Origin of the sequence: Mycolicibacterium septicum DSM 44393, from assembly GCF_000455325.1 — a bacterium.
Taxonomy (GTDB): Bacteria; Actinomycetota; Actinomycetes; order Mycobacteriales; family Mycobacteriaceae; genus Mycobacterium; species Mycobacterium septicum.
Map to the genome: position 1 here is coordinate 1,195,687 of NZ_HG322952.1, position 26,270 is coordinate 1,221,956.

The 26,270-nt window shown below is 68.5% G+C and carries 31 protein-coding genes and 1 riboswitch; of the genes, 11 read left to right on the forward strand and 20 right to left on the reverse strand.

What is annotated here, in order from left to right; translation table 11 throughout:
* Positions 1–3 precede the first annotated feature (3 nt).
* Positions 4–753: a trehalose-phosphatase gene (otsB, locus tag TX88_RS25580; protein WP_044520793.1), complete on the forward strand. Its 750-nt coding sequence runs from the start codon at positions 4–6 to the stop codon at positions 751–753.
* On the opposite strand, the gene TX88_RS25585 is transcribed toward otsB, so the two are convergent.
* From TX88_RS25585 to TX88_RS25600, 4 genes are read right to left on the reverse strand one after another with little or no spacing between them, the layout of a single operon-like run.
* A complete protein-coding gene (locus TX88_RS25585) occupies positions 750–1,850 on the reverse strand; it encodes an Rv3575c family transcriptional regulator (protein WP_044520796.1) in 1,101 nt (366 codons plus the stop codon). The genes otsB and TX88_RS25585 overlap by 4 nt on opposite strands.
* Before the next feature lie 11 nt (positions 1,851–1,861).
* Positions 1,862–2,728 (reverse strand): metal ABC transporter permease, encoded by an 867-nt coding sequence (locus TX88_RS25590; RefSeq protein ID WP_044520800.1) that lies wholly within the window; start codon positions 2,726–2,728, stop codon positions 1,862–1,864.
* Positions 2,728–3,510 carry a metal ABC transporter ATP-binding protein gene (locus tag TX88_RS25595; RefSeq protein ID WP_044520802.1) on the reverse strand — a complete coding sequence of 261 codons (783 nt, stop codon included), beginning with the start codon at positions 3,508–3,510 and terminating at the stop codon, positions 2,728–2,730. The genes TX88_RS25590 and TX88_RS25595 overlap by 1 nt, the downstream gene beginning before the upstream one ends.
* On the reverse strand, positions 3,497–4,489 hold the full coding sequence (locus tag TX88_RS25600) for a metal ABC transporter solute-binding protein, Zn/Mn family (RefSeq protein ID WP_044520805.1): 993 nt from the start codon (positions 4,487–4,489) through the stop codon (positions 3,497–3,499). The genes TX88_RS25595 and TX88_RS25600 overlap by 14 nt, the downstream gene beginning before the upstream one ends.
* Positions 4,490–4,546: 57 nt before the next feature.
* Between TX88_RS25600 and TX88_RS25605 the strand changes: the two genes are divergently transcribed.
* Positions 4,547–5,677 (forward strand): GTP-binding protein, encoded by a 1,131-nt coding sequence (locus TX88_RS25605; RefSeq protein ID WP_044520807.1) that lies wholly within the window; start codon positions 4,547–4,549, stop codon positions 5,675–5,677.
* Positions 5,678–5,756: 79 nt separating this feature from the next.
* Here the strand turns inward: TX88_RS25605 and aztD are convergent, their stop codons facing one another.
* Positions 5,757–6,917 (reverse strand): zinc metallochaperone AztD, encoded by a 1,161-nt coding sequence (aztD, locus tag TX88_RS25610; protein ID WP_044521988.1) that lies wholly within the window; start codon positions 6,915–6,917, stop codon positions 5,757–5,759.
* 26 nt (positions 6,918–6,943) lie between these two features.
* Positions 6,944–8,059: a hypothetical protein gene (locus tag TX88_RS25615; protein WP_049925372.1), complete on the reverse strand. Its 1,116-nt coding sequence runs from the start codon at positions 8,057–8,059 to the stop codon at positions 6,944–6,946.
* Positions 8,060–8,141: 82 nt separating this feature from the next.
* On the opposite strand from TX88_RS25615, the gene bluB reads away from it, so the two are divergent.
* The 4 genes from bluB (at position 8,142) to TX88_RS25635 (ending at position 11,312) form a co-directional block, all read left to right on the forward strand.
* Positions 8,142–8,801, forward strand: coding sequence for a 5,6-dimethylbenzimidazole synthase (bluB, locus tag TX88_RS25620; protein ID WP_044520810.1), 660 nt, complete (start codon positions 8,142–8,144; stop codon positions 8,799–8,801).
* Positions 8,802–8,810: 9 nt separating this feature from the next.
* Positions 8,811–9,572 carry a LamB/YcsF family protein gene (locus tag TX88_RS25625; RefSeq protein ID WP_044520812.1) on the forward strand — a complete coding sequence of 254 codons (762 nt, stop codon included), beginning with the start codon at positions 8,811–8,813 and terminating at the stop codon, positions 9,570–9,572.
* 67 nt (positions 9,573–9,639) lie between these two features.
* Entirely contained in the window at positions 9,640–10,599 is a 960-nt protein-coding gene (locus TX88_RS25630; RefSeq protein WP_044521998.1) for a permease, read from the forward strand.
* The gene (locus TX88_RS25635; protein WP_044520815.1) at positions 10,596–11,312 is read left to right on the forward strand and encodes a TIGR03943 family putative permease subunit; all 717 of its coding nucleotides are present in this window, start codon (positions 10,596–10,598) and stop codon (positions 11,310–11,312) included. Before TX88_RS25630 ends, TX88_RS25635 begins: the two co-directional genes overlap by 4 nt.
* On the opposite strand, the gene TX88_RS25640 is transcribed toward TX88_RS25635, so the two are convergent.
* From TX88_RS25640 to rpmB, 8 genes are all read right to left on the reverse strand, one after another.
* On the reverse strand, positions 11,306–11,965 hold the full coding sequence (locus TX88_RS25640; RefSeq protein ID WP_044520817.1) for a (2Fe-2S)-binding protein: 660 nt from the start codon (positions 11,963–11,965) through the stop codon (positions 11,306–11,308). The two genes, TX88_RS25635 and TX88_RS25640, sit on opposite strands and share 7 nt — an antisense overlap.
* Complete coding sequence (locus TX88_RS25645; RefSeq protein ID WP_044522003.1) at positions 11,962–12,747, reverse strand: ABC transporter ATP-binding protein; 786 nt, start codon at positions 12,745–12,747, stop codon at positions 11,962–11,964. Before TX88_RS25645 ends, TX88_RS25640 begins: the two co-directional genes overlap by 4 nt.
* Positions 12,744–13,760: a FecCD family ABC transporter permease gene (locus TX88_RS25650; RefSeq protein WP_044520818.1), complete on the reverse strand. Its 1,017-nt coding sequence runs from the start codon at positions 13,758–13,760 to the stop codon at positions 12,744–12,746. The genes TX88_RS25645 and TX88_RS25650 overlap by 4 nt, the downstream gene beginning before the upstream one ends.
* Positions 13,760–14,731, reverse strand: coding sequence for an ABC transporter substrate-binding protein (locus tag TX88_RS25655; RefSeq protein WP_044520819.1), 972 nt, complete (start codon positions 14,729–14,731; stop codon positions 13,760–13,762). Before TX88_RS25655 ends, TX88_RS25650 begins: the two co-directional genes overlap by 1 nt.
* A 38-nt stretch (positions 14,732–14,769) precedes the next feature.
* Positions 14,770–14,865, reverse strand: a riboswitch (cobalamin riboswitch).
* An 11-nt stretch (positions 14,866–14,876) separates the two neighbouring features.
* The gene (gene rpsR / locus TX88_RS25660; protein WP_044520820.1) at positions 14,877–15,140 is read right to left on the reverse strand and encodes a 30S ribosomal protein S18; all 264 of its coding nucleotides are present in this window, start codon (positions 15,138–15,140) and stop codon (positions 14,877–14,879) included.
* Positions 15,140–15,445 carry a 30S ribosomal protein S14 gene (gene rpsN / locus TX88_RS25665; protein WP_044520822.1) on the reverse strand — a complete coding sequence of 102 codons (306 nt, stop codon included), beginning with the start codon at positions 15,443–15,445 and terminating at the stop codon, positions 15,140–15,142. The genes rpsR and rpsN overlap by 1 nt, the downstream gene beginning before the upstream one ends.
* Positions 15,445–15,609, reverse strand: a complete 165-nt coding sequence (gene rpmG / locus TX88_RS25670; protein WP_044520825.1) for a 50S ribosomal protein L33 — start codon at positions 15,607–15,609, stop codon at positions 15,445–15,447. Before rpmG ends, rpsN begins: the two co-directional genes overlap by 1 nt.
* Positions 15,609–15,845: a 50S ribosomal protein L28 gene (rpmB, locus tag TX88_RS25675; protein WP_044520828.1), complete on the reverse strand. Its 237-nt coding sequence runs from the start codon at positions 15,843–15,845 to the stop codon at positions 15,609–15,611. Before rpmB ends, rpmG begins: the two co-directional genes overlap by 1 nt.
* Before the next feature lie 72 nt (positions 15,846–15,917).
* Here rpmB and mrf point away from each other — a divergent pair, with 72 nt between their 5' ends.
* Genes mrf through TX88_RS25690 form a run of 3 tightly spaced genes read left to right on the forward strand, consistent with a single transcriptional unit; the run spans position 15,918 to position 18,297 of the window.
* The gene (gene mrf / locus TX88_RS25680; protein WP_044520829.1) at positions 15,918–17,108 is read left to right on the forward strand and encodes a ribosome hibernation factor-recruiting GTPase MRF; all 1,191 of its coding nucleotides are present in this window, start codon (positions 15,918–15,920) and stop codon (positions 17,106–17,108) included.
* Positions 17,105–17,353, forward strand: coding sequence for a type B 50S ribosomal protein L31 (locus TX88_RS25685; protein WP_044520830.1), 249 nt, complete (start codon positions 17,105–17,107; stop codon positions 17,351–17,353). The genes mrf and TX88_RS25685 overlap by 4 nt, the downstream gene beginning before the upstream one ends.
* Positions 17,354–17,373: 20 nt before the next feature.
* Positions 17,374–18,297, forward strand: a complete 924-nt coding sequence (locus tag TX88_RS25690) for an MBL fold metallo-hydrolase (protein WP_044520832.1) — start codon at positions 17,374–17,376, stop codon at positions 18,295–18,297.
* Here the strand turns inward: TX88_RS25690 and TX88_RS25695 are convergent.
* Positions 18,290–19,267 carry a glycerophosphodiester phosphodiesterase gene (locus TX88_RS25695; protein WP_044520834.1) on the reverse strand — a complete coding sequence of 326 codons (978 nt, stop codon included), beginning with the start codon at positions 19,265–19,267 and terminating at the stop codon, positions 18,290–18,292. The two genes, TX88_RS25690 and TX88_RS25695, sit on opposite strands and share 8 nt — an antisense overlap.
* A 71-nt stretch (positions 19,268–19,338) precedes the next feature.
* On the opposite strand from TX88_RS25695, the gene TX88_RS25700 reads away from it, so the two are divergent.
* Positions 19,339–20,604 carry an SLC13 family permease gene (locus TX88_RS25700; RefSeq protein WP_110918159.1) on the forward strand — a complete coding sequence of 422 codons (1,266 nt, stop codon included), beginning with the start codon at positions 19,339–19,341 and terminating at the stop codon, positions 20,602–20,604.
* A gap of 59 nt (positions 20,605–20,663) precedes the next feature.
* Positions 20,664–22,217 carry a purple acid phosphatase family protein gene (locus tag TX88_RS25705; RefSeq protein ID WP_044520835.1) on the forward strand — a complete coding sequence of 518 codons (1,554 nt, stop codon included), beginning with the start codon at positions 20,664–20,666 and terminating at the stop codon, positions 22,215–22,217.
* On the opposite strand, the gene rlmB is transcribed toward TX88_RS25705, so the two are convergent.
* From rlmB to carD, 5 genes are read right to left on the reverse strand one after another with little or no spacing between them, the layout of a single operon-like run.
* Entirely contained in the window at positions 22,218–23,162 is a 945-nt protein-coding gene (rlmB, locus tag TX88_RS25710) for a 23S rRNA (guanosine(2251)-2'-O)-methyltransferase RlmB (RefSeq protein WP_044520837.1), read from the reverse strand.
* Positions 23,162–24,598, reverse strand: a complete 1,437-nt coding sequence (gene cysS, locus TX88_RS25715; RefSeq protein WP_110918160.1) for a cysteine--tRNA ligase — start codon at positions 24,596–24,598, stop codon at positions 23,162–23,164. The genes rlmB and cysS overlap by 1 nt, the downstream gene beginning before the upstream one ends.
* Positions 24,599–24,617: 19 nt before the next feature.
* Positions 24,618–25,094: a 2-C-methyl-D-erythritol 2,4-cyclodiphosphate synthase gene (gene ispF / locus TX88_RS25720; RefSeq protein ID WP_044520839.1), complete on the reverse strand. Its 477-nt coding sequence runs from the start codon at positions 25,092–25,094 to the stop codon at positions 24,618–24,620.
* Entirely contained in the window at positions 25,091–25,759 is a 669-nt protein-coding gene (ispD, locus tag TX88_RS25725) for a 2-C-methyl-D-erythritol 4-phosphate cytidylyltransferase (RefSeq protein WP_044522012.1), read from the reverse strand. The genes ispF and ispD overlap by 4 nt, the downstream gene beginning before the upstream one ends.
* Before the next feature lie 6 nt (positions 25,760–25,765).
* Positions 25,766–26,254, reverse strand: a complete 489-nt coding sequence (gene carD / locus TX88_RS25730) for an RNA polymerase-binding transcription factor CarD (protein ID WP_003882506.1) — start codon at positions 26,252–26,254, stop codon at positions 25,766–25,768.
* Between the last annotated feature and the right edge of the window lie 16 nt (positions 26,255–26,270).

The window sequence follows — 26,270 nt, forward strand, 5'->3', positions numbered from 1 at the left end:
CGGGTGAGCCTTCCCGCCGACCTTCAGGACGCACTGACCCGGGCCGCCAAGGTCCCCCGGTTGCTCATCACCTCGGATTTCGACGGCACCCTGGCCCCGATCGTGAACAACCCCGCCGACGCGCGCCCGCTGCGCGCGGGCGCCGAAGCGCTCGTCGCGCTCTCGCAATGTCGTGACACTTCGACCGCCCTGATCTCCGGCCGCGCGCTGGAGGTGCTGCGGGAGCTGTCGGGGATGCCCGCGGCCGTGCACATGGTCGGCAGCCACGGCGCCGAATTCGACTCCGGATTCGCCCACCCCATCGACCGTGCCCTGCTCGACCGGATCGCCACCGAACTCACCGCGATCGCCGCGGTCCGGCCGGGCGTGACCGTCGAACTCAAACCCGCGAGCGTGGCCCTGCACGTGCGCAACGCCGAACCCGGCGACGCCGAAGCCGCGTCCGCGCAGGCACTCCGATCCGCACAGGCGTGGGATGCGCAGCTGACCAAGGGCAAGGCCGTGCTCGAGTTCGCGGTGATCACCACCGACAAGGGCGAGGCGATCGACATCCTGCGCGATCAGCACCGCGCGTCGGCGGTGATCTACTTCGGCGACGACGTCACCGACGAGAAGGCGTTCCGCCGACTGCGCGACGGCGACGTCGGCGTCAAGGTGGGACCGGGCGAGACCCTCGCCGGGTACCGGGTCGACGAGCCCGAAGACGTTGTGGCAGCGCTGAAGTACCTGTTGCAGGCGCGCGCGGCGAGCTAGGCCGGCGGGCCCGACGTCCGCCCGCGGACCACCTCGGTGGGGAGCACGTCGATCACCGGAAGCCCCGACCGCGGCGGATTGTGCAGCAACTCGCCGGCGCGCCGTCCCTTGGCCAAACTGGACTGCACCACCGTGGACAGGCCGCGGCGCAACGCCTCCGGCACCCCGTCGAAACCCGTCACCGTCATCTCCCCCGGCACGTAGATACCGCGGGAGCGCAGATAATCCATGGCCGACAGGGCCAGCACATCGGCGGTGCACATCAGCGCGGTGATGCGGGGATTGGCGTCCAGCGCCACCTCGGCAGCCGCCCCTCCGGATGTCGGCAGATGGTCGTAGCTCTCCACCACCGTCAGCCTGTCCGGTGCCAGCCCGGCGGCCGTCATCGCGTCGTACACACCGTGAATCCGCTCGCGCTGCACGTGAAAATGCGGTGACAACACCCGATCTGGATCTGCCAGTGCGGGTTTCGTGCTCTCGTGCGGCCAGTCGCGGCCCAGCCGCATGGTCAGCAGACCGATGTCGCGATGGCCCAGCTCCAGCACATGTTCGGCCAGCCGCCGCATCGCGCCGCGGTCGTCGATGCTGACCCGGGACACCCCGTGCACGTCCTTGGGCTGATCCACCACCACGACCGGCAACTGACGCTGACGCACCACCGGCAGGTACGGATCGTCGTCGGAGGCCGAGTACACCACGAACCCGTCGACGCCCGCCGCGAGCACCGCCGCCGAACCGTCCTCGAAACTGCGGTTGGGCCCGATCGCCACCAGGAGCAGCCCCTGCCCCACCGCTTCGCAGGATTCGGCAAGTCCGGCAACGAAATCCAACGCGGCGGGATCACTGAACGAGTAGTTGAGCGCCTCGGTGATGATCAACCCCACAGCGCCGGCCCTGCGGGTCCGAAGCGAGCGCGCCACCGGATCCGGCCCGGCATAGCCCAGCCTCTTGGCCGCATCGAAGATCCGGTCACGGAGCTCGGCGGACAACTGGTCAGGACGGTTGTAGGCGTTGGAGATGGTGGTGCGAGAAACCTTCAGTTCGGCCGCCAACGAAGCCAGGGTGGCCCGCCGTGGCGGGTGGGGACTCCTTGGCATGCTTTCCGAGGCTAGTGGATTGCTGAATTCCTCACCCGGTCAACCGTCCAGACCGCCAGCCAGAATCCGCAGGCGATCGTGACGATCACGAAGCTCGGCGGCATGTTGAAGATTGCGGACACCGCCAGCCCGGCCCACACCGAAACGACGCTGATGCCGGTCGAGATCGCCATCGCGAGGATCGGCCGGGCCGTCACCATGATTGCCGTGGCGGCCGGGGTGACGACGAGCGCGAACAACAGCAGCGTGCCCACGGCCAGCACCGCCATCGTCACCGCGATCCCCAGCAGGACCATGAACAGGACCGACAGCACGCGTACCGGCACCCCTTTGGCCTCGGCCACCTGCGGGTTGACGGACGCGAACAGCAATGGGCGGAAAACGAATACGACCGTGGCGGCCAACAGGAGCAGCAGCGCGGTGAAGTTCAGCAACTGCTGATGCGTGATGGCCAGCAGGTTGCCGAACAACACGTTGGTCAGCGTGGACGAGTTCTTCGTGGCCAACGAATTGAAGAACAGACCGAAACCGGTGGCCAGGGCCAGCACCGTGCCGGTGGCCACCTCGCGATCGTGGGCCCGGCTGCCCAGCGCCCCGATCACCAGGGCCCCGCCGACGCAGAACGTCAGCAGGCCCAACCCGACCGGAAGCCCGAGCAGCGCCGCACCGGTGGCGCCGGGTAGACCGATGTGGGCCAGAGCGTGGGCGGCGAAAGCGGTGTTGCGCACGATGACGAAATAGCCGATCAGCCCGGCGGCCAGCGCCACCAGCGTGCCGCCGATCAACGCATTCCGCATGAATGCCGAGGTCAGGATCTGCCACCAGTTGTGCTGATAGCCCATCGCGAATGTGCCCGCAGCCTGCAGACCCGCCGACATCACACGCTCCTCATGTACATCTGCCCCAGCGGGGTGTGGGCCACCTGCACCTTGGTGCCGTACAGGTGGGTCAGCAACTCGGCATCCACCACCTCGTCGATGGCCGCGTGGTGGGCGTGCCCGTCGAGCAGATAGATCGCGCTGTCGAGCACACTCAGCAGCGGGTTGAGGTCATGGGCGACAACGAGGATCGTCACGCCCAGGTCCTGGTTGAGCCGGGCCAGCAGCTGCACGATCTCATGCTGGTTGCGCAGGTCGAGCGCGGCCAGCGGTTCGTCGAGGATCAGCATCTTCGGATGTCCGACAAGGGCATTGGCCAGGGCGATGCGCTGACGTTGCCCTCCGGACAGTTCCGACAGGCGCATGTTGGCGAACCCGGTGGCCTCGACCCACGCCAGGGCCTCGTCGACCCTGGCCCGGTCGGCGGCCGAGGTTCGGGTGAAGCCCCACCGCCGCCCGGTGAGCCCGAGGGTCACCGCACCCCGGGCCCGGATGGCCTCGCCCGCGCCTGCGGCGTAATCCTGCGGGACATAGCCGATCAGGTCGTTGTGCTCACCCGGTGCACCACCGAGGACCCGCACCGAACCCGACGCCGCGGGCAGCAGGCCCAGCATGACCTGCAGCATCGTCGACTTGCCCGACCCGTTGGAGCCGATCAGCGCGACGATGCCACCGGCCGGGATCTCGAAGGTGCCCTCCGACCAGATCAGCCGTCCTCCGCGCACGGCACTGACATCGTCGAAGACGAGGGCAGGTTGAGACTCGGTGCTACTGCTGGACACCGAGAGCCTTGGCAAGGGCGGTCAATTGGTTCACCTGCCAAGCCTCGAACGAATCCGCTCCCGGCGCCACCGTTTCGGTGACATCGACAATGGGGATTCCGGCGCTCTCGGCGGCGGCCCGGATCTGCTTGGGCAGCGAGCCCTCGGTCTGGGTGTTGTAGATCAGCACGTCGACGCCGCGGTCGGCGAGCAGACGCAGGAACGCGTCCAGGTCGGCCGGCGACGGGTCGGTCTCGTTGGACGACGCGGCCTGGTAGCCCGCGGGTGTCGCGTTGACCAGACCGACCGCGGCCGCCATGTCGTCGAACACCGCTTCGGTGGCGGCGTAGCGCTTGCCGGTGGCCTTGGCCTTGATGTCGGCGATCAGCTGTTGGTAGGGCTGCATCGAGGTGGTGAACTCGGTGCGGCGCTGAGCGAAGTAGTCGCGCGCGTCAGGAGCCAACTGGCCCAGTTCCTCGGTGATCGTGTCGGCGACGCCGGTCACCGAGGAGGGGTTGTACCAGGCGTGCGGGTTGTTCGAGTGCTCGTGGGCATGTCCGCCGTCCCCGTCGCCGTGATCATGATCGTCATCGCCGGCCCCGATCGCGGAGACGACGATGGCGTTCGGCGCGGTGCTCTGCGCCAGCTTGGTGGCCCACTCGTCGTAGTGCCCGCCGTTGATGACGACCAGCTGCGCGCCCTGGAACTTGGCCGCATCCGCGGGCGAGGGCTCGAAGTCGTGCGGATCCACCGATGACCCGGCCAGCACCGTGGTCACCTTGGCGCAGTCGCCGCCCAGCGCGGACACGATGTCGCCCCACTGGTCGACGCTGACGACCACGTTGACCGGTGTGGTCACGCAGTTCCCGGCGGACTCGGGCTGTTGGGCCTCATCGGAACCGCAAGCGGCGAGGGCGAATGGGGTGGCCAGCAGGAACGCGGTGGCCGCGGCGCGGAGATTCAGGGGCGAGAGCACGGCGATAACGATAACCGTTTGCATTAGGGGATGCACGCCCGGATGATGATTTATTGAAAATCGTTTTCATTAAGGAGTGCGATGTCCGACTTGCTGCCCGTCACCGTGTTGTCCGGCTTCCTCGGCGCCGGGAAGACCACGCTGCTGAACCACATCCTCGCGAACCGGGAGGGCAGGCGCGTCGCCGTGATCGTCAACGACATGAGCGAGGTCAACATCGACGCCGCGCTCATCGCCGGGCAGGGACACCTCGACCGCACGGAGGAGAAACTCGTCGAGCTGACCAACGGCTGTATCTGCTGCACACTGCGCGAGGACCTGGTGGAAGCGGTCGGCGCGCTGGCGCGACAGAACCGGTTCGACCAGTTGGTGATCGAGTCGACGGGCATCTCCGAACCCATGCCGGTCGCAGCCACCTTCAGCTGGGAATTCGAGGACGGCTTCAGCCTGGGCACGCTGGCCCGGCTGGACACGCTGGTGACCGTTGTCGACGCGTCGACATTCCTGACCGAGTTGGCCCGCGGCGAAGCGCTGGCCGAACGCGAGATGACGGCGGGTCCCGGTGATGCCCGCAGCATCGCCGACCTGCTCACCGATCAGGTGGAGTTCGCGGACGTCATCCTGCTCAACAAGACCGACCTGGTCAGCCCGGCAACCCTCGACACCGTCCAAACCCTGCTGCGCAGGCTGAATCCGACCGCCAAGCTGATCCGGACCGACCACGGCGTCGTCGAGATCGGCGAGGTGCTGGGCACCGGGCTGTTCGACCCGGAGGCCGCCGCCCAGACCCCGGGCTGGGACGAGGAGATCGCCGACGGACACACACCTGAAACCGAGGAGTACGGCATCAGCTCGATGACCTTCCGCTCCGACCGGCCGTTTCACCCCCAGCGGCTCGGCGACGCGCTCGGTCAGGTGACAAGGGTGTTGCGCAGCAAGGGATTCTGCTGGATCGCCAGCCGCCCGACGATCGCCGCCATCTGGTCACAGGCCGGCCCGAACCTGGCGATCGAGCCTGCGCAGTACTGGTCGGGCACCGAGATCGCGCCGGGTCAGGAGATCGTGTTCATCGGCATCAAGCTCGACCGGGACAACGTCCACCGGCTACTCGACGGGGCCCTGCTGACCGATGCGGAACTGGCCGAGGGCGAACAGGCCTGGGCCGGCTATCCCGATCCGCTGCCTGCCTGGAACGTCACTCACGCGCACTGACGGGCCCAACGCCGAACGGCCACTTATGACACGCAGATTGGTCAATCGCGTGTCATAAGTGGCCACCCGACCACGACACTCAGTGCGTGTGGCCTACCGTGCCGCTGAGCTCGTTGGGTGCTTTCTCCAGCGTCGTCGAGGTGCTGACTTCTCCGGATTCGATGTCGACGATGTGCACCTGCCTGGTGGCGGGGTCGGTGACGAACACGTCGTGGCCGCGGACGAACACGCTGGGCCTGGGCTGCTGCCAGTCATCGGGTTCGGTCCACGGCTCGGCCACCTCGACGGTCTTCACGGTGGCCCCGGAGACCGGGTCGACGACATGGAGCTTGCCGTCGGTGCCCAGGACGAGCGCTTCGGCGTGCGGACCACGCGCCAGCGACCGGAACGAGTAGCTGACCGCCTGCGGCAGGGATATCAGCCGCAGCTGATTGCTCGCGGTGTCGATCAGGGCGAACCGGTTGGGCCGCTCCAGTTCGGCATCGGGGTCGACCTTGTAGTCGCCCAGCGCCACCGGTGAGTCTTCATGTCCGCGAACCGTTCCCACCCGGCCGTATGCGTCCGGGGCGGCGATCTTGGCGAAGGCACCGTCCGAGAAGGTCAATGCGCCGTTCTCACAGCCGAATACGAGAGTGGTGGAATCCACCACCGTTTCTCCGTGAATGCCCGGGCACTCGTTGTTGCGGGCGACTTCCCGGTCCGAGGCGTCGAAAGCGACTGCACCGCTGCGTTCGTCGGAGTCGCCTTCGCTACGCACCCAACTCCCGTCGTCGAGCACCACGGCCACACCGTGGTGCGGCCGTGGCGCTTTCATGCCCCGCATCCGCGGCACGGCAGCGGTGAGATTGTGCGGATCGAGCACGGTGATCTCACCGGACCCGTCGGCGAACAGCACGGTGTGTTCACCGTGGGCGACGACGTGACCGGGCTCGTCTGCCACGAAGGTGGTGTCGGTCAGCTCCCCCGCCGACGCGTCGAGCAGACGGAAACCCTCGCCGGTGGACACCAGCAGGTGCGAATCGTCGCCGGCCGGGTTGACCCGCAGGAACCCCTCCAGCGGGACGTCGGCCTTGACCTGCAGGCTGTCGCCGTCCAGCACGTACAGCCCACCGTCGTAGGTGACCACCAGCGGATCGGGTATCGGCTCGCGTTCCGCCCGCTGCGTTTCGCCGCCGCCACAACCGGTCAGCGCTGCCGCGAGCGCACCGACCAGGACGAGGACCTTCGATGGATTCGGCATTCGTTCTCCTTGCTCCTTGTGTGTGATCACCAGCCCGCGGCCACCAGGAAATCCGGGATGACGTTCGTCCGGTGCGTGCGCTCGACCCGTAGGCCGTTCGCGTAGTCGATCTCGTGTACTGCCCTCGCCGTCGCGTCGTTGACGTAGGCACGCCCGGCACCGACCTCGATCACCGGCGTGCCGACCGGAGTGGCGAGCAGTTCGAGGCGGCCGGTGTGTACACCTGCCGCCACATCGAGGGCATGCAGAACGCCGTCTTGCGTCACGGCCAGCACGGTGGTGCCGCCGGCGGTGTTCACCGCGACGACGCCGGGCAGCCGCATCGACGCCCATCGGCGGCCCTCGAGCAGCCATACCTCGTCACCGGCCACGGCCGCGAGCGAATTCCCGCCCCTGCGATAACCGAACGGCCCCAACGCCTCCCGGGGCCGAACCGGACCGAAAGCGATGCTCTCGGCCACCGGGGCTCCGCCGCGCCGGGAGATCTTCAACGCACCGTCACGGCAACCGAGCACGACCGCCCGGCGGAGTGCCACCGCGTCGGTGACCGCCGGGCAGTCTCCGAGCACGGTGGCCTGTTCGGCGACGGTGCTGACCAGCCCCCGACCGGAGACCGTCAACAGGTCGTCCTCCAATGCGATTGCAGCCAGAGCTTTTTCAGGCTGCTGAGGGACGGCCGAGGGTGTGAGCTCACCGCGCGCGAAGGCATCCCGATCCAGCGCTGCGACCGAACCGTCAGCGCGGCGGGCAACGGCCAGCGCACCGTGGCCCCGTACCGCGGTGACCGGCCCGTCGATCCGCCCCACCACGGCCGGTGGTGCGTCATAGAAATGCGAATGGTCGCCGTGGTCGAAGGTCCACGCCCCGCCGTCCAGGATCGTCAGGCCGGCATCGTCGTGCAGGTAGGCGTACCGGCCGTCACCGCTCACGGCGTCGACGGGACCGAGCTGCCCCAGCCCCGTCTCGTCGGAGTCCGCGACATCGAGCACTGCGCCGGCCCCGGTCTGCCGCTCCACCAGGATCAGCCGCGTCACCGGACGATCCGCTTCCCGGGGCGACGCCGGCTGCCGGGGATCCGGAGTGGTGGAGCACCCGGCGACCAGGAGGGCGACGAGCGTCATCACCAAGGCCCTGTTCAGCACCCCAAACTCTTATCATTAATGACATTCATTTTCAATAAGGGATCGTGCTCGGTCTGCCGCAAGGCCCACCTAAGCTCGACCCGTGTCTGAGCACGCCTTCACCCCCGACGAGCGCCGCGCCGTCTACCGGGCCATCGCCGAACGCCGGGACATGCGCCGGTTCGTCCCCGGCAGCACGGTTCCGCCCGAGGTCCTCGGCCGGCTTCTGCAGGCCGCCCACGCGGCGCCGAGCGTCGGCCTGATGCAGCCGTGGCGGTTCATCCGGATCACCGACGATGCGCTGCGCGGCAAGATCCACGCCCTGGTCGACCAGGAGCGCATCAACACCGCCGACGCACTGGGCTCCCGCGGCGACGAATTCCTGGCGCTCAAGGTCGAAGGCATCCTCGACTGCGCCGAGCTGTTCGTCGTCGCCCTCGGCGAGAACCGCGACCGGCACATCTTCGGCCGCCGGACCCTGCCCCAGATGGACCTGGCCTCGGTGTCCTGCGCCATCCAGAACATGTGGCTGGCCGCGCGCGCCGAGGGCCTCGGCATGGGCTGGGTGTCGATTTTCGAGCCGCTGCCGCTGGCCCAGTTGATGGGCATGCCCGCCGACGCCGAGGCCGTGGCGATCCTGTGCCTGGGCCCGGTACCCGAATTCCCGGACCGGCCGGTGCTGGAGATCGAGCACTGGACCGTCGGCCGCCCGCTGCCCGAATTCGTGGCCGAGAACGGCTGGCCGAGCGAGGCGTCGCCTTAGGCTGGACGGATGGCCGCCTCCGTCGATCTCAATGCCGATCTCGGTGAGAGCTTCGGCGCGTGGAAACTCGGTGACGACGAAGCCATGCTCGGCCTGGTCACCAGCGCGAACGTGGCCTGCGGATTCCACGCCGGAGATCCGGCACTGCTGCTGCGCACGTGCCGCGAGGCCGCGGCGCGGGGGGTACGCGTCGGCGCCCAGGTGGGTTACCGGGACCTGGCCGGCTTCGGCAGGCGCTTCATCGACGTCACCCCCGAGGACCTGACCGCCGACGTGATCTATCAGATCGGTGCGCTGCAGGCCATCACCCATGCCGCGGGTACGACGGTGACCTACGTGAAACCCCATGGCGCGCTGTACAACACGATCGTCAGCCATCCCGAGCAGGCAGCCGCCGTCGCGGCCGCGGTGGCGGCGGTCGACGCGGGCCTACCGGTGCTCGGCCTGTCCGGTTCGGCGTTCTTCGAGGAGGCAGGGCGGCGCGGGCTGCGCACCGTCGCCGAGGCCTTTGCCGACCGCGCCTACCAACCCGACGGCACGCTGGTATCCCGCCGCGACCCCGGCGCCGTGCTGCATGATGCCAACGAGATCGCCGAGCGAGTGGCGGGCATGGTGATGAGGCGGCAGGTCACCGCGGTGGACGGATCCGTCATCCCCGTCACGGTGGAATCTGTTTGCGTACATGGTGATTCACCGGGAGCCGTCGAGATCGCGACGGCGGTGCGCGAGCGCCTGTCCGCTGAACGGGTCACGCTGAGCGCCTTCTGCTGACAGGTTCGCCTGGCATGATGGCCGCGTGGTGGCGAACCCGGCGGTGATGCGGTGGCGGCCGAGTTCCATGCAGGTTCTCGTGGCCGGGATCATCGCGTTGGCATTGGCGGGCACCACGCTGCGTGGGTTCGTCGAGAACACGCCCGACGTGGCGACGGCAGCCACGGTGTTCTGCGGCGTGTTCGTCCAAGCGCTGCCGTTTCTGGCCCTCGGCGTGGTGATCAGCGGGCTGATCGCGGTTTTCGTGACGCCCGAGCGCCTGGCCCGCTGGCTTCCCCGGCGTCGCAGCGCGGCCATCCTGGCCGCCGGTGTCGGCGGCGCGGCATTGCCCGGCTGCGAATGCGGTTCAGTGCCGGTGGCGCGCAGGCTTTTCGGCGACGACACCGAGGACGGCACCGTGGGTGCGGCGGCGCTGACCTTCATGTTGGCGGCACCGGCCATCAACCCCGTCGTACTGGTGGCCACGGCCGTCGCGTTCCCCGGGCACCCGCAGATGGTCGCCGCCCGGTGCGCGGCATCACTGCTCACCGCGCTGATCATGGGCACGCTCTGGGCCAAATTCGGCAGCCCGGAGTGGATCACCCGCCGCCTTCCCAGGCCACCCGACGGTGAGGGTTCACGGTGGGCCGTCTTCACCGAAGCCGCGCGCCACGATTTCCTTTCGGCGGCCACCTATCTCGTCGTGGGCGCGGCGGCCGCGGCGGCGCTGCACGTACTGGTTCCGACGTGGGTGTACGAGCACCTGGCGGGCCAGATCGTGCTGGGCGTGATCACCATGGCGGCACTGGCGGTGGTGCTGGCGTTGTGTTCGGAGGCGGACGCGTTCGTCGCGGCCAGCCTCACCATGCTGCCGCTGCTGCCTCGGCTGGTGTTCCTGGTCGTCGGGCCGGCCGTCGACATCAAACTGTTCGCGATGCAGGCCGGAATGTTCGGCCGCGCGTTCGCCGTCCGGTTCGCACCCACGACCTTCGTGGTCGCCACGGTGGTGGCGACCGGCATCGGCCTGCTGATCCTGGGGCCGCAGTGAGCCGCGAAACCGAGAACGCACTGCTGCTGCTGATCGGGGTCAGCACCGCGATCATCGCCGCGTCCGGTGCCTACACCCGGTATGTCAAGCCGGGACTGCTGCCGTACCTGGTGGCGACCGCGGTGTTGCTGATCGCGCTGGCGCTCGCCGCGATCGTGCGGGATATCCGGCACGGCCGCCGCGAAGGCGATCCGGACCACGCGCATGATCATCCGCACTCGCCCGGCGTCGCGTGGCTGTTGCTCATCCCGATCGCGCTGCTGGCCTTCGTCGTACCCCCGGCGATCCGTCCCGACGCCGCATCGGTGACCGCGGTGTCCACCGATGTGCTGCGCCGTCCGTTCCCACCCCTGCCCGACGGCACCGCTCCGGAGATCTCCCTGCCCGACGCACTGATCCGCGTGGCACAGGACTCCGCGGGCACCCTCGACAACCGCACGATCACCGTCACCGGGTTCACCATGCGCGACGGTGACCGCAGCGACCTGGCCCGGGTGGTGATCATCTGTTGCGCGGCCGACGCTCAGCTGGCCCGCATTCGTCTCTCCGGGCCGGCAGCGGCGCAGGTGGCCGGCTACCCGGACGACACCTGGATCAAGGTGGTGGGCACGATCCCTGCGGGGCAAAGTGATTCGAGCCGGCGCGCCATCCCGACGATGACGGCCCTGAGCGTGACCCGCACCGATCCCCCGGCGCGGCCCTACGCCTACTGATGCCTGAGCGCGCAGTCACCGCACTTCGATCCGCCGGGCACCCGGTAGTACAGGCAACAGCTGCGGCGGCGGAACGCCCACCCGGTCAGTTCGCCGGTGCCGGTCAGGTCTCCGGTGGTCAACAGCGCTTCGGTGACCTCGGCGACGTCGTCGCTCAATTCCGGTCGGACCCGGGCCAGATCGGCCGCCGCCGCGACCAGGGCCGCCGCGGCATTGCCGTAGAGCAGACGCGGCGCCATCTTGACCCGGAGCCCCGCCGCCAGCGGCTCGAGGTGTTCGGTGATCACCAGCCGATACAACTGGCCGACCATCGCCGGGCCACCGTCCACCGGCCCTCCCACCGGCACCGGCAACCTCAGCTCGGTGCGGGCGGCATGGCGCTGCAGATCGGCGAGGTCCGGCAGCACACCGAATTGCAGCGCACACGCCAGCAGCGGTGACCACAAGCGCGAGGCATGGCTGAACTGGACCAGCGACGCGCCGATACGCAGATCCGTCGTGCCGTTGCGCGCGCTCGTCGCGGCGACGAGGTCGGCGCAGCCGTCGTCATAGCAGCGCTGGACCGGAATCCAGTCGGCCGGCTCCCCGCCGACGGTGATCGCGAAGAACCCTCCGTACGAGGTGATTTCGCTCAGATGGTCACCGATGTTCACGGCCTCGCCCCGATCTTGGCAGGGACGATGACCTGCGGCCTGCCGGTGTCGGCATCGAGGGCGATCCGGGCCCCGACCCCGTACACCTCGGACAGCAACCCCTCGGTGAGGACGTCGGCCGGCGCGCCGACGGCCACCAGCCCGCCCCCGTCGAGCACGCAGATCCGATCGCAGTAAGCCGCAGCGAGATTCAGATCGTGCAACGCGGCGATGACCGTCGCACCGGTCTCCCGCAGCAGGTGCAGGGCCTCGTGTTGATGGCGCAGGTCGAGGTGGTTGGTGGGCTCGTCGAGCACGATCACGTCGGTGCGCTGGGCCAGCGCCCGGGCGATCAGCACGCGTTGCTTCTGTCCGCCCGACAGCCGGCCGTAACCGGCCCGGCTCAGTTCCGCTATGTCCAGCGCCGTCAACGCCGCGCCGATGATCTCGCGGTCCTCGGCATTGTCGGCCTCGAAGGATCGCTTGTACGGTGTGCGGCCCATGGCCACCATGCCGAACACGGTGAGCTCGAAATCGCCTGCGGCTTCCTGCAATACGGCCGCGACCCGGCGTGCGGCCCGCTTGCCCGGCAGCTTCCACACGTCGGCGCCGTCGACCAGCACCCGACCGGCGCTCGGTCGCTGCGCCCGGTACAAGGTGCGCAGCAGTGTGGTCTTGCCCGCGCCGTTGGGACCCACGACGGCCAGCATCTCACCCGGGGCGACCGACAACGACACGTCGGCGATCAACGGTGTACCGCGCACCGTCACCGAGACCGCCTCGAATATCACTGCCGCCGTCACGTCACGGCCTTCCGCCGCATCAGCCACAGGAAGAACGGCCCGCCGGCGAGCGCGGTCAGAATGCCCACCGGCAGTTCCTCCGGCGCGGCCACGGTGCGGGCCACGATGTCGCACAGCACCACGAACGCCGCGCCCAGCAACGCGGCGGCCGGCAGGGCTCTGCGGTGATCGGCACCGACCAGCAGGCGCACCACATGCGGCATGATCAGCCCGACGAACCCGATCGTGCCGCTGACCGCGACCATCGCCCCGACCATGAGCGCCACGACGACGAACATTCCCGCCCGGAACCGGTGCACGTCCAGACCGAGCGAGGCAGCCGCCTCCTCACCGGTATAGAGCAGGTTCAGCGATCGGGTGAAGGCCAGCAGCACGATCACACCGACGAGGACCGCCACCGCGGGTACCCACACCATGCGCCAGGTGGCGCCGCCCAGGCCGCCGAGCATCCACCGCACGGCCGCCTGGGTCTTGTGCGGATCGTCCGAGGTGACGATCAGCAGACTGGCCACCGCGGACAGCACTTCGGCCACCGCCACGCCGGCCAGGATCAACCGCGCAGTCGTCATCCGCCCGCCCGAGCGGGCCAGGAAGTACACCGCGACGAGCGCGAGAAAGGCTCCGAGGAAGGCCGCCAGCGGCACGGTGAACACCTGCAGCGCACCGGCACCGAACACCAGGATCAGCACGGCACCGACCGACGCTCCCGACGAGACACCCAGCAGCATGGGATCGGCCAGCGGATTGCGCACCACGGCCTGCAGCGCCATCCCACACGCCGCCAGACCGGCGCCGACCACCGCGCCCAGCACGACCCTGGGCAGCCGGGCGTCGAGCACGATGGATTCCCGCACCGCAGGCCAACTCTGCTCGACCAGGCCCGGATGGATGGAGTGCAGCACGATGGCCCACACCTGCCCGGGCGCGATGGACACCGAACCGATCGCGACACCGGCGGTCATCGCCATCAGCAACAGCCCGGCCAGCGCGACGAGGGTCAGCCGGTAGGGCATCAACTGAACCGGTCGGGGTGCAGCTGCCGGGCCAGGGCGTCCACCGCTCGGCCCATCCGTACGCCGACCACCACCGAGGACAACGGGAGGACCGCGAACCGTTGCTGGGCAACAGCCGGAACATGCTGCAGCAGAGGATGTTCGGTCAGGAACCGTTTCTTGTCCGCGACCGGTTGGTCTCCGTAGTCGTAGATCACGATGACCTCGGGTGCGCGATCGGCGAACTGCTCGAACGACACGTCGCCCCATACCTTGGGCACATCGGCGAACACGTTGACGCCACCGGCGGCCTCGATCATCAGGTTTCCGATGCCCTTGCCGCCCGAGGTGAATACGGTCGCCTCACCGCTGTCGTAGACCGCGACGCGCAAGGGCCGCACCCCGCGCAGCGTCGCCGCGGACTGCGCCAGCTCGCCATGGAGTTTCTCGATCTGCTGCTCGGCCCGGGCGGTGACGCCGAATATTGTTCCGATGTTGCGGATTTCGTCGTCAACGGTGGACACCGCGACGGGCTCGGACCGGCAATCCTCGATGTTGAGATAGGTGTGAACCCCGGCATCGGTCAGCCGTTGCCTGCCGCGGCCCTCTTTCTCGTCGAACGCGCTGTCCCAGCCGCCGTAGACGAAATCGGGTTCGACGGTCAGCAGCGACTCGTAGGACGGGTACTCCTTGGCCAGCACCGGAACGGTGTCGTAGGCGGCCTGGTACTCGGGCAGGATCCGGTCGTCGAGATAGGACGTGCCGACCATGGAATCCTCCAGGCCCAGCGCCAGCAGCGTCTCGATCGCGTGCTGATTGAGCGCGACCGCACGGGCCGGCGGCCGGTTATAGGTGGCGCTGACGCCGCAATTGTCCACGGTGACCGGGAATCCCGGTGCGGCATCGCCTGCGGTGCCGGGCGCCGCGGTCGAGGCGCACCCCGGCACCAGTAACGCCGACGCCAGTCCGGCGATCAGCCAACGAGCGGCCATGGGCGTACCCGTCCTCTCCGGGGAGATCCGCCCCAGTACGTGAGGTGGCGACTGCGGTGTGTATCTGGCTCTACAGTGGCGGGACCGCGCCGGATTCTCACCGGCTTCCACGGTCCGCAGTCGCCCTATCGCCGTCGATGGTAGGTCAAGCGGGGCCGACCACCGGCAGCAGCGCCATCTCCCTGGCGTTCTTGATCGCCGTGGCGACCTGGCGCTGTTGCTGCGGGGTGAGCCCGGTGATGCGCCGGGACCGGATCTTGCCGCGCTCACTGATGAAGGTCCGCAGCAGGTGGACGTCCTTGTAGTCGACCTCGGTCACCCCGAGGGCTGTCAGTTGATTGCGCCTCGGCTTCTTGAGTTCGGTGGCCGGCGGGCGCTTCTTGGTGTTCTTCCGGGAATTCGACGCCATCACCAGCTCGACTTCCGCACGCCCGGCAGTTCACCGCGGTGTGCCAGTTCGCGCACCCGGACCCGCGACAGCCCGAACTTGCGGAGATGACCTCGCGGGCGGCCGTCGACCGCGTCTCGGTTGCGCAGCCGCACCGGGCTCGAATCACGCGGCAGCCGTTGCAGTGCCGAGACCGCCGCTGTTTTCTCTTCACGGGTACTGGCCGGGTTGCGGATGGTCTCTTTGAGCTCGGCCCGCCGTTCGGCGTAACGCTCCACGAGTTCCCGGCGCTGCTCGTTCTTGACGATCTTGGATCGCTTGGCCATCAGCGCTCCTCGCGGAAGTCGACGTGGCGGCGGACGACCGGGTCGTATTTGCGCAGCACGATCCGGTCCGGGTCGTTGCGGCGGTTCTTGCGGGTGACGTAGGTGTACCCGGTCCCCGCAGTCGATTTCAGCTTCACGATGGGACGAACATCGGTGCTGGCCATCAGATCTTCTCCCCTGCGCTACGCAGGCGGGCCACGACCGCCTCGATGCCGTCGCGGTCGATCACCTTGATTCCCTTGGCGCTGACCCGAAGTCGGATGCGGCGCCCTTCTCCTGGCAGGTAGTAGGTCTTGGTCTGGATGTTGGGGTTCCAGCGGCGCCGACTGCGCTTGTGCGAGTGCGACACCGTGTTGCCGAACCCGGGCGAGCGCCCGGTGACTTGGCAGTGGGCAGACATCGGTCTCCTTCGGATGGGGTAGCCTTACGATAATGATAATCGTTTTCAACAACAACTTCACCGGGAGGTGCAGTGCGAACCCCTGTGGTGCTGATCGCCGGTCAAGGTGACAGCGACGGCGTAGCAGAAGAACTGGGCCGCAGGCCGGGAACCGTGCTGGTGCGCCACGCATTCGACGGCCAGGTCGTCCTGCGGACCGTGTCCGACGGCGGCGGGACATCCGATCTGGCCCTCGAGCTGGCCCACGGTTGCGTGACCTGCACGGTCCGCGACGATCTGCTGATCCTGTTGCGGCGCCTGAGCCGGCGCGGCGACGTGGAGCGCATCGTCGTGCAGCTGATGCCCTGGCTGGAGGCCGAACCGGTGTGCTGGGCGATCAACACCGTCCGGGTCCACGTCGGGCCCGGTTACCTCGACGGGCCCGCCGCCCGCGACGTGACCATCGAGGCGGTCATCGCAAGCCTGGACGCCCTGGCCTGGCTGGAACAGTCCGTCGGCGACGAGGAGCTGCCCGACGGGCGCACGGTCGCCCAGGTGGTCGTCGGGCAGGCCGAGTTCGCCGACATGCTGGTGCTCAACGAGCCCGACGCCACCACACTGGCGGTGCTGCGCCGGCTCGCACCCCGCGCCCGCATCACTGTGGGCCCCGACCAGGTGGAGCTCGGCCTGGCACACCTGGAACCGAACAGTCCGCGCGGGCGCACCGCGACACCGCACGATCCGCTGCTGGCCGGAGAACCGCCGCTGGAACCCGACGACGAGGTCATCATCGTCGAATTCGCCGCGCGCCGACCGTTTCACCCGCTACGCCTGCACTCCGCCGTCGATCACCTGCTCGACGGCGTGGTACGCACCCGTGGGCGAGCCTGGCTGGCCAACCGGCCCGGCGACGTCATGTGGATCGAGTCCGCAGGCGGCGGAATGCATTTCAGCAACGCCGGAAAATGGCTGGCAGCAATGGATTCCACCGAGCGGGCCTACACCGACCCCGAACGCCTGGCGATGGCCGCGATCGACTGGCATCACCAGTTCGGTGATCGCCACATCTCGCTGACGGTCCTGGTCTGCGGAGCCAGGCCCGGCGAGGTCATCGAGGCGCTGCGCGGCGCGCTGCTCACCGACGACGAGCTGGCGCGGCCCGAGCAGTGGGCCGATTACCCCGACCCGTTCGGGGACTGGCACGAAGAACCCTGCCTGCCACCGGTCGAGGAACCCGCCGCATCCGCCCGTCAGGAAGCCCACCAGGAAGGGGAATCCCAGTGAAATCCGACATCCACCCCGACTATCACCCCGTGGTGTTCCAGGACGCCGCGACCGGTACCAGATTTCTCACCCGGTCGACCGCAACCAGTGAGCGCACCATCGAGTGGCCCACTCCCGAAGGGATCCAGACCTACCCGCTGATCGTCGTCGACGTCACCAGTGATTCGCATCCGTTCTGGACCGGGTCCGCGCGCCACATCGACTCGGCCGGGCAGGTGGAGAAGTTCCGCCGTCGCTACGGATAGGCCGGCTCTAGGGTGGGGCAATGCGGCTCAAGCCCGGCAGACCCGACCTGGCCCCCTATGCGCGGTTCTTCGACGCACCGTCGGCCACACCGCAATCCCCGGTCACGGTGACGTGGGCCGGGGTCAGCACGCTCCTGGTCGACGACGGGTCCTCGGCCGTCCTCACCGACGGGTTCTTCTCCCGGCCCGCGCTGTCGAGCGTCGTCCTGGGCAAGCTGGCGCCGTCACTGCCCCGCATCGATGGCAGCCTGGCCCGTCTCGGCGTCGACAAGCTCGAAGCCGTGTTGCCGGTCCACACCCACTTCGACCACGCCATGGACTCGGCCGTCGTGGCCGAGCGCACCGGTGCCCGACTCGTGGGCGGTACCTCGACCGCCCAGGTCGGTGCCGGCGGTGGCCTGGCGCCCGACCGGATCGTCACGGTCACCCCCGGCGAAGCCGTCACCCTCGGAGCGTTTCAGGTGACCCTCTTCGAGTCCGAGCACTGCCCACCTGACCGCTTCCCCGGCACCATCACCGCGCCCGTCGTGCCGCCCGTGAAGGCCTCTGCATACAAATGCGGTGAGGCCTGGTCGACCCTGGTGCACCACCGGGCCAGCGACCGCAGCCTGCTGATCGTCGGCAGTGCCGGCGCGGTGCCGGGCGCACTGGACGGGCAGCACGCCGAGGTGGTCTACCTCGGGATCGGCCAACTCGGGTTGCAGTCCGAGCAGTACCTGGAGAGCTACTGGGCCGACACCGTGCGCGCGGTGGGCGCGCGCCGCGTGGTGCTGATCCATTGGGACGACTTCTTCCGGCCGCTGCACAAACCCTTGCGCGCACTGCCGTATGCCGGCGACGACCTGGACGTCTCGATGCGGGTGCTGACCCGGCTGGCCGAACGGGACGCGGTGAGCCTGCACCTTCCGGCGCTGTGGGAGCACGCCGACCCGTGGGTCAGTTGAGCCGCTGAAACGACGGCGGCAGCGGCAAGCCAAGCTCCGCCAGCACGCCACGCAGCCGCGTCGGGTAATCGGTGATGAGGCCGTCGACGCCGTGGGCGATCAGCGCCCGCATGGCCGCCGGTTCGTTCACGGTCCACGGGGTCACCTTGAGGTCCAGCGCGTGTGCCCGCTCCACGAATCCCCGGTCCACCAGCTGGTACTGGGGTGAGAGCACCGTGGCGCCCACCGATACCGCGCCGGCGATCGGATCGCCGTCCACTGCCGGATCGACCCCACCGAGCCACGGAGAACCGGGCACCCAGGTCGTGTCATCCCACAGCGCCACCCTCGGTAGCGACGGCTCGGCCCGCTGCACCAATGGCAGTGTGCGCCAGTCGAAGCTCTGGATGTCCACCTTGTCGACCTTGCCCGCCGCCCGTACGGCATCGAGGATGACGTCGACGAACTCCTCCGGCGTGGCCGAGGTTTCGGGTTTGTCCGCCTCGATCTTCGTCTCGATGTTGAAACGCACGTCGGCGTCGTAGGCATCGGTCAGTGCGAACACCTCGGGCAGCACGGCAATCTTGTTGTCGCGCACCACCTCGGCGTCGGGAAATCCACTCAGCAACTTGCCACAGTCAAGGGTGCGAATCTGTTCGAGGGTGAGATCGTGCACCAGCTTCCCCACGTACGGGTACATCGGGTCGCCCGGGAACGCCGGGGCCGTGTCGGCACATTTGGTCTCGTCGATCCGGGGGTCGTGCCACACCAGGGGTTGCCTGTCCTTCGTGAGCACGATGTCGAGTTCGAGCGTGCTCACCCCGAGCTCCAAGGACTTCGCGAAGGCGCGCAGCGACTCCTCGGTCGTCTCGCCACGGCCGCCGCGGTGGGACTGCAGGTCGAACCCGGCGGGCGCCGCGACGGCCGGCGGGACAGACTGGAACACGGCAGCCAGAGCGAACAACAGGACCATCGGTGCAGCCGGACGCATGGTCACCAACGCTATCGAGCAAACCGAGTACGGTCAGGTCCGCGTGGCCCGACCGCGTGAATCGTCATCGAATGTTCGACTGGCCGAAAGGAACCACGCCGTTGATCCTGGCCCTGGTGCTGCTGGCCGTCGTGTTGGTGTTCGCGTTGGCGCGGCCCGAGGGCTGGCCCGAGGCCGTCGTGGCGATTCCGGCCGCCGGGCTGCTGATCGCCTTCGGTGTGATCTCGCCGGACGACGCGCTGGCCGAGGTGAATCGCCTTCTGCCCGTGGTGGGTTTCCTGGCGGCGGTGCTGGTGTTGGCCCACCTGTGTGACGACGAGGGCCTGTTCCACGCCGCGGGCACGCTGATGGCCCGGGCCAGCAGGGGTGATTCCCGAAGGTTGCTGACCCGGGTGTTCCTGATCGGGGCGACGACGACCGCCGTGCTCAGCCTCGACGCGACCGTGGTGCTGTTGACGCCGGTGGTACTGGCCACCGCCCGCACACTGGCGATACCGCCCCGGCCGCATGCCTACGCCACCGCACACCTGGCCAACTCCGCGTCGCTGTTGTTTCCGGTGTCGAACCTGACCAATCTGCTGGCCTTCGCCGTGGCCGGCCTGTCCTTCACCCAGTTCAGCGCGGTGATGGCACTGCCCTGGCTGGCCGCCATCGGCGTCGAATTCGTGGTACTGCGTTGGCTTTTCCGCCACGAGTTGAGCCGCCCCGCCGCCGAGGTGACTCCCCCGCCGCCCGAGGTTCCGGTATTCGTGCTCGTGGTCTTGGGTTTGACGCTGGCGGGATTCGTCCTCACCTCGGTGTTCGACGTATCGCCGGCCTGGGCGGCGCTGGCCGGAGCGGTGGTGCTCGGCGTGCGCAGTCTGGCTCAGCGGCGCAGCACGATCGGCGGAATCGTGCGTGCCGTCAACGTGCCGTTCCTGGCGTTCGTGCTGTGCCTCGGTGTGGTGGTGGACGCAGTCGTTCACAACGGCCTCGGCGACGCCATGCGTGGGGTGCTTCCGATCGGCGATTCGCTGCTCGCACTGCTGGGCTTCGCGGTGGTGGCGGCCGTACTGGCCAATCTGGTCAACAACCTGCCCGCGGTGCTGGTGCTGCTGCCGCTGGTGATGGCGTCCGGACCGGGAGCGGTACTGGCGGTGCTGATCGGGGTCAACGTCGGCCCCAACCTCACCTATGTCGGCTCATTGTCAAACCTGCTGTGGCGCAATGTGGTTCACCGCGAAGGCCTGCCTGCGCGGTTCACCGAGTTCAGCCGGGTGGGCTTGGCGACGGTGCCGCTCACCCTGGTGGCCTGCGTGCTGGCACTCTGGGCCGGCCTGCGGCTCTTCGGCGGTTAGGCGACACCGTTAACTTGCCGGTGCCGCACCGTTCGCATTGACCCGGTAGCACGGCAAGGGTGAGCGACAACGCGACAGTCAGTAGGCGAACGTTGCTTTTGGTGGGCGGCACCACCGCGATTCTGGGTGCCGGCGCCGGGATCGCCGTCGACGGTTTCGTCCGATCGTCAGGGCCGGAGCTCTGGCAGCGCGAGGACCGCAGCGGTGCACCCCGGGTCGGCGGGCTGCACCTGCAGTACGGTGCCGATGCCTCGTCCGAGGTCGTGGTGTCCTGGCACACCGCCACCCGGGTGGGCAACCCACGGGTGATGTTCGGCACCCCGAACGACGGCTTCGGCGAGACCGTCGCCGCCGACACCGTCACCTACCGCGACGGGCAGTCCGACACCGAGATCCGGGTACACCACGCCCGGCTCACCGGCCTGCTACCCGACACCGACTACATCTACGCCGCGGTACACGACGGCGCGAGCCCCGAAATGGGCACCGCCCGGACTGCGCCTCGGGGGCGGGCCCCGTTCCGGTTCACCAGTTTCGGCGATCAGTCCACGCCGACGCTCGACGCGATGGTGGCCGACGCGTTCGGGAGCGACAACCGGGGTTCGCCTGCCGCGGGTGACATCACGACCGCAGTCGAGAACGCCCGACCGCTGTTCAATCTGGTCAACGGAGACCTCTGCTACGCCAACCTGTCCGGCGACCGGATCAGAACCTGGTCGGATTGGTTCGAGAACAACTCCCGTTCGGCGCGGCACCGCCCATGGATGCCCGCCGCGGGCAATCACGAGAACGAACTGGGCAACGGCCCGATCGGCTACGCCGCATATCAAACCTATTTCGCCCTCCCCGATTCCGGAGCGGACGTCGAGCTGCGCGGCATGTGGTACGCGTTCACCGCGGGCGCGGTACGAGTGATCAGCCTCAACAACGACGACGTTTGCTATCAGGACGGTGGGAACTCCTACGTCCACGGCTACTCCGGCGGGGCCCAGAAACGTTGGCTGGAAAGTGAATTGGAGCATTCGAGTGCCGACACCGGGATCGACTGGATCGTGGTGTGCATGCACCAGACCGCGGTGTCGACCGCCGACCGCACCAACGGCGCGGATCTCGGGATCCGGGAGAGCTGGCTGCCCCTGTTCGACCAGTACGGCGTGGACCTGGTGGTGTGCGGACACGAGCACCACTACGAGCGCTCGCACCCGATCCGCGGTGCGCAGCCGACCGATACCCTCACCCCGATCCCTGTCGACGGCCACGGGGATTCCATCGATACCAGCAGGGGCACAGTACATCTGGTGATCGGCGGCGGCGGCACCTCGATCCCGTCGAACCGGATGTTCTTCCCTGAACCGCGCTGCCGCGTGCTGACCGGGGTCGGGGCGCTCGACCCGGCGCTGGGCAAACGCACACCGCGCTACGTCACCGAGGCCGCGCCGTGGTCGAAGTTCCGCGACCGGGACCACGCCTACGGTTTCGTGATGTTCGACGTCGACCCGGGATCGCCGGGCGGCGAAACCTCGATCGAAGCAACCTATTTCGCGGTCGACGGACCGTTCGGCCAGACCACGCCGGTAGATCGCTTCATCCTGCGCAAGAAGCGCACGGCCTGACTACGAACTCCGGCGCTGACGGGCGATCTCGGCCAGCACCACGCCGGCCGCCACCGAGGCGTTCAACGACTCGGTCGGCCCGGCCATCGGGATGGAGACCACCGCGTCGCAGTTCTCCCGCACCAGCCGTGACAGGCCCTTGCCCTCCGAGCCGACCACCACGACCATCGGCCCCGAGCCCTCGAGCTCGTCGAGCGTGGTGTCACCACCTGCGTCCAGTCCGACGATCTGCAGACCGGCATCGGCATAGCTCTTCAGCGTGCGAGTCAGGTTGGTCGCCCGCGCCACGGGCGTACGGGCCGCGGCACCGGCGCTGGTGCGCCACGCCACCGCGGTGACCGACGCCGAACGGCGCTGCGGGATCACCACACCGTGCCCGCCGAACGCGGCCACGGAACGCACGATGGCGCCCAGGTTGCGCGGATCGGAGATATTGTCCAGCGCGACCAGAAGCGCGGGCTCCCCGGACTCGCGGGCAGCCTTCAGCAGATCGTCGGGATGGGCGTAGTTGTACGGCGGCACCTGCAGGGCCAGGCCCTGGTGCAACGCGTTGGAGCTCATCCGGTCCAGATCGTGGCGCTGCACCTCCAGAATCGAGATGCCCCGGTCCGCGGCGATCTGGACGGATTCGGTGAGCCGCTCGTCGGCCTCGGTGCCCAGCGCCACGTACAGCGCGGTGGCCGGGACCTTGGCCCGCAGGCACTCCACGACCGGGTTGCGGCCCAGCACCAACTCGGTGTCGTCGGTCTTCTTGTGCCGGCCCTGCGCCTGGCGCGCCGCTTTCGCGGCCTTCTTGGCGGCCGGATGATGCGGACGCTGATCCGCGCGCGGGGTGGCCCCACGGCCCTCGAGCCCGCGGCGACGCACGCCGCCCGACCCGACCGTCGGCCCCTTCTTCGTCCCCGCCTTGCGCACTGCGCCGCGGCGCTGCGAATTCCCGGCCATTACGCTCCGTTCCCGTCCACCAGTGCCCACTGAGGACCGTCGGCGGTGTCGGTGACCTCGATGCCGGCCGCCTTCAGCCGATCCCGGATGGCGTCGGCCGCCGCCCAGTCCCGGTTGGTCCGGGCCTCGGCCCGTCCGGCCAGGGCCCACTGCACCAGCTCATCCACTGCGGCCAGGGCGGCCGAAGTCTCGTCCCGCGATTCCCAGCGCTCGTCGAGCGGATCGCAACCCAGGATGCCCATCATCGCCCGGATGGACGAGGCCTGCGCCATCGCGCCATCGTGGTCGCCGGCGTCCAAGGCGCGGTTACCCACGGCCCGCGCGGCGTGCACCTCGGCCAGTGCGATCGGCACGGCGAGGTCGTCATTGAGTGCGGCCGCGAACTTCGGCGTCCAGTCGCCCACGGCGACGGCACCGACGCGGTTACGCACCCGGTGCAGGAAGTCCTCGATGCCGCTGTAGGCCTTCACCGCGTCCTGCAGCGCGTTCTCGGAGAACTCCAGCATGGACCGATAGTGTGCGCTGCCCAGGTAGTAACGCAGCTCGGCAGCCCGAACCCGTTGCAGCACAGCAGGAATCGAGAGCACGTTGCCCAGCGACTTGCTCATCTTCTCGCCGCCCATGGTGACCCAGCCGTTGTGCAGCCAGTACCGGGCGAAACCATCGCCCGCGGCCTGCGCCTGGGCGATCTCGTTCTCGTGGTGCGGAAAGACCAGGTCCATACCGCCGGCGTGGATGTCGAACTCCGCGCCCAGATACGCCTCGCACATCGCCACGCACTCGGTGTGCCAGCCGGGGCGTCCGCGCCCCCACGGCGTCGGCCACGACGGCTCGCCCGGCTTGGCGCCCTTCCACAGCGTGAAATCGCGCTGATCCCGCTTCCCCGTCGCCGCACCCTCACCCTGGTGCACATCGTCGATGCGGTGGCCGGACAGCGCGCCGTAATCGGGCAGGCTCAGCACGTCGAAGTAGACGTCGCCGCCGGCCGCGTATGCGTGCCCCTTCTCGATCAACCGGTCGATGAGCTCGACCATCTGGGTGATGTGGCCGGTGGCCCGCGGCTCAGCCGACGGCGGAAGCACACCTAGCGCGTCGTAGGCGGCACTGAAAGCCCGCTCGTAGGTCGCGGCCCATTCCCACCACGGCCGGCCCGCGTCGGCCGCCTTGTTGAGGATCTTGTCGTCGATGTCGGTGACGTTGCGGATGAACGCAACGTCGTATCCATTGGCGGTCAGCCAGCGGCGCAGCACGTCGAACGCGACTCCGCTACGGACATGACCGATGTGCGGCAAGCCCTGAACGGTGGCACCGCACAGGTAGATCGATGCGTGCCCCGGCCGCAGCGGTACGAAATCTCGTACGGCACCCGCCATGGTGTCGTACAGCCGCAAATCGGAGGCAAACCCCGACGCGACAGCTTGAGCGCGATCGGTCACGACGTGCCAGCTTACCGGCCTATTCGGCAGGAACCACCAAAGCGCTGGCTATCGCGGCCAATCCTTCACCCCGGCCGGTCAGACCGAGCCCGTCGGTGGTGGTGGCCGACACCGATACCGGTGCCCCGATCAGCTCGGAAAGAATGCGCTGGGCCTCGTCCCGGCGGGGCCCGATCTTGGGCCGGTTGCCGATCACCTGGACCGTGGCGTTGCCGATCTCGAAACCCGCCGCCAGCACCAGTCCGCGGACGTGACGCAACATGTCCGAGCCGGTGACCCCGCGCCATTCCGGCCGGTCTGTGCCGAAAACCCCGCCGAGATCGCCGAGGCCGGCCGCACTGAGCAGCGCGTCACACAATGCGTGGGCGGCGACGTCGCCGTCGGAATGGCCGGCGCAGCCGTCGGCCCCGTCGAAAAGCAGCCCCAACAACCAGCAGGGGCGCCCCGGCTCGATCGGATGGACGTCGGTACCGAGCCCGACCCTGGGAATCCTCACGTCGCACGCGCCATGACAGCCTCGGCGAGCAGCAGATCCAGAGGCGTGGTGATCTTGAAGGCCAGCGGGTCGCCCTCGACGATCTGCACGGGCGTACCGATCTGTTCGACGAGCGAGGCGTCATCGGTGACCGCGCCGGCCCCGGCCCGCTGATAGGCACGGCGTAACACGTCGGTACGGAACCCCTGCGGGGTCTGTACGGCCCGCAGACCGGCCCGCTCGGGCGTCCCCAGCACCGCACCGTTGGCGTCGACCGCCTTGATGGTGTCGGCCAGCGGAAGGCCCGGGACGACAGCGGAGTGGCCTTCGGCCAGCGCCGCGACGACCCGGGCGATCAGCGTCGGAGGGGTCAACGCCCGGGCGGCGTCGTGCACAAGGATGAAATCGGGGTCACCGGCGGCTGCCAGAGCCAGCCCTACCGATTCGGTTCGATCGGCTCCCCCGGCCACGATCTGCGCGCGGCCCCCGAACACCAAGGTCGCCTCATCGGTGAGCGCGGGCGGAACCGCCACCACGACCTTGTCGATCGCCCCTGAGGCCAGCAGCCCGTCGAGGGCATACTCCAACAGGGGTTTGTCCCCCAGATTGACGAACGCTTTCGGTCTGCCCGCGCCTAGCCGCTCACCAGAGCCGGCGGCCGGGACGACCGCGACTGTTGTTGCCACCACGCGTCAGGACGCGGCGGCCAGAACCTCGTCGAGGATGGTCTCGGCCTTGGCATCATCGGTGTTCTCGGCCAGCGCAAGCTCGCCGACCAGAATCTGCCGGGCCTTGGCCAGCATTCGCTTCTCACCCGCGGACAGACCGCGTTCCTGATCCCGACGCCACAGATCCCGGACTACCTCGGCAACCTTGTTCACGTCACCTGAGGCCAGCTTCTCGAGGTTGGCCTTGTAGCGGCGCGACCAGTTGGTCGGCTCTTCGGTGTGCGGAGCACGCAACACCTGGAAAACCTTGTCGAGGCCTTCTTGGCCAACGACGTCGCGGACTCCGACGTATTCGGCGTTGTCTGCGGGCACTCGAACGGTCAGATCCCCTTGGGAAACCTTCAGGACGAGATATTCTTTCTGCTCGCCTTTGATAGTCCGGGTTTCGATCGCCTCGATCAACGCAGCACCGTGGTGTGGATAGACGACGGTGTCTCCGACCTTAAAAATCATCTGATTCGAGCCCCTT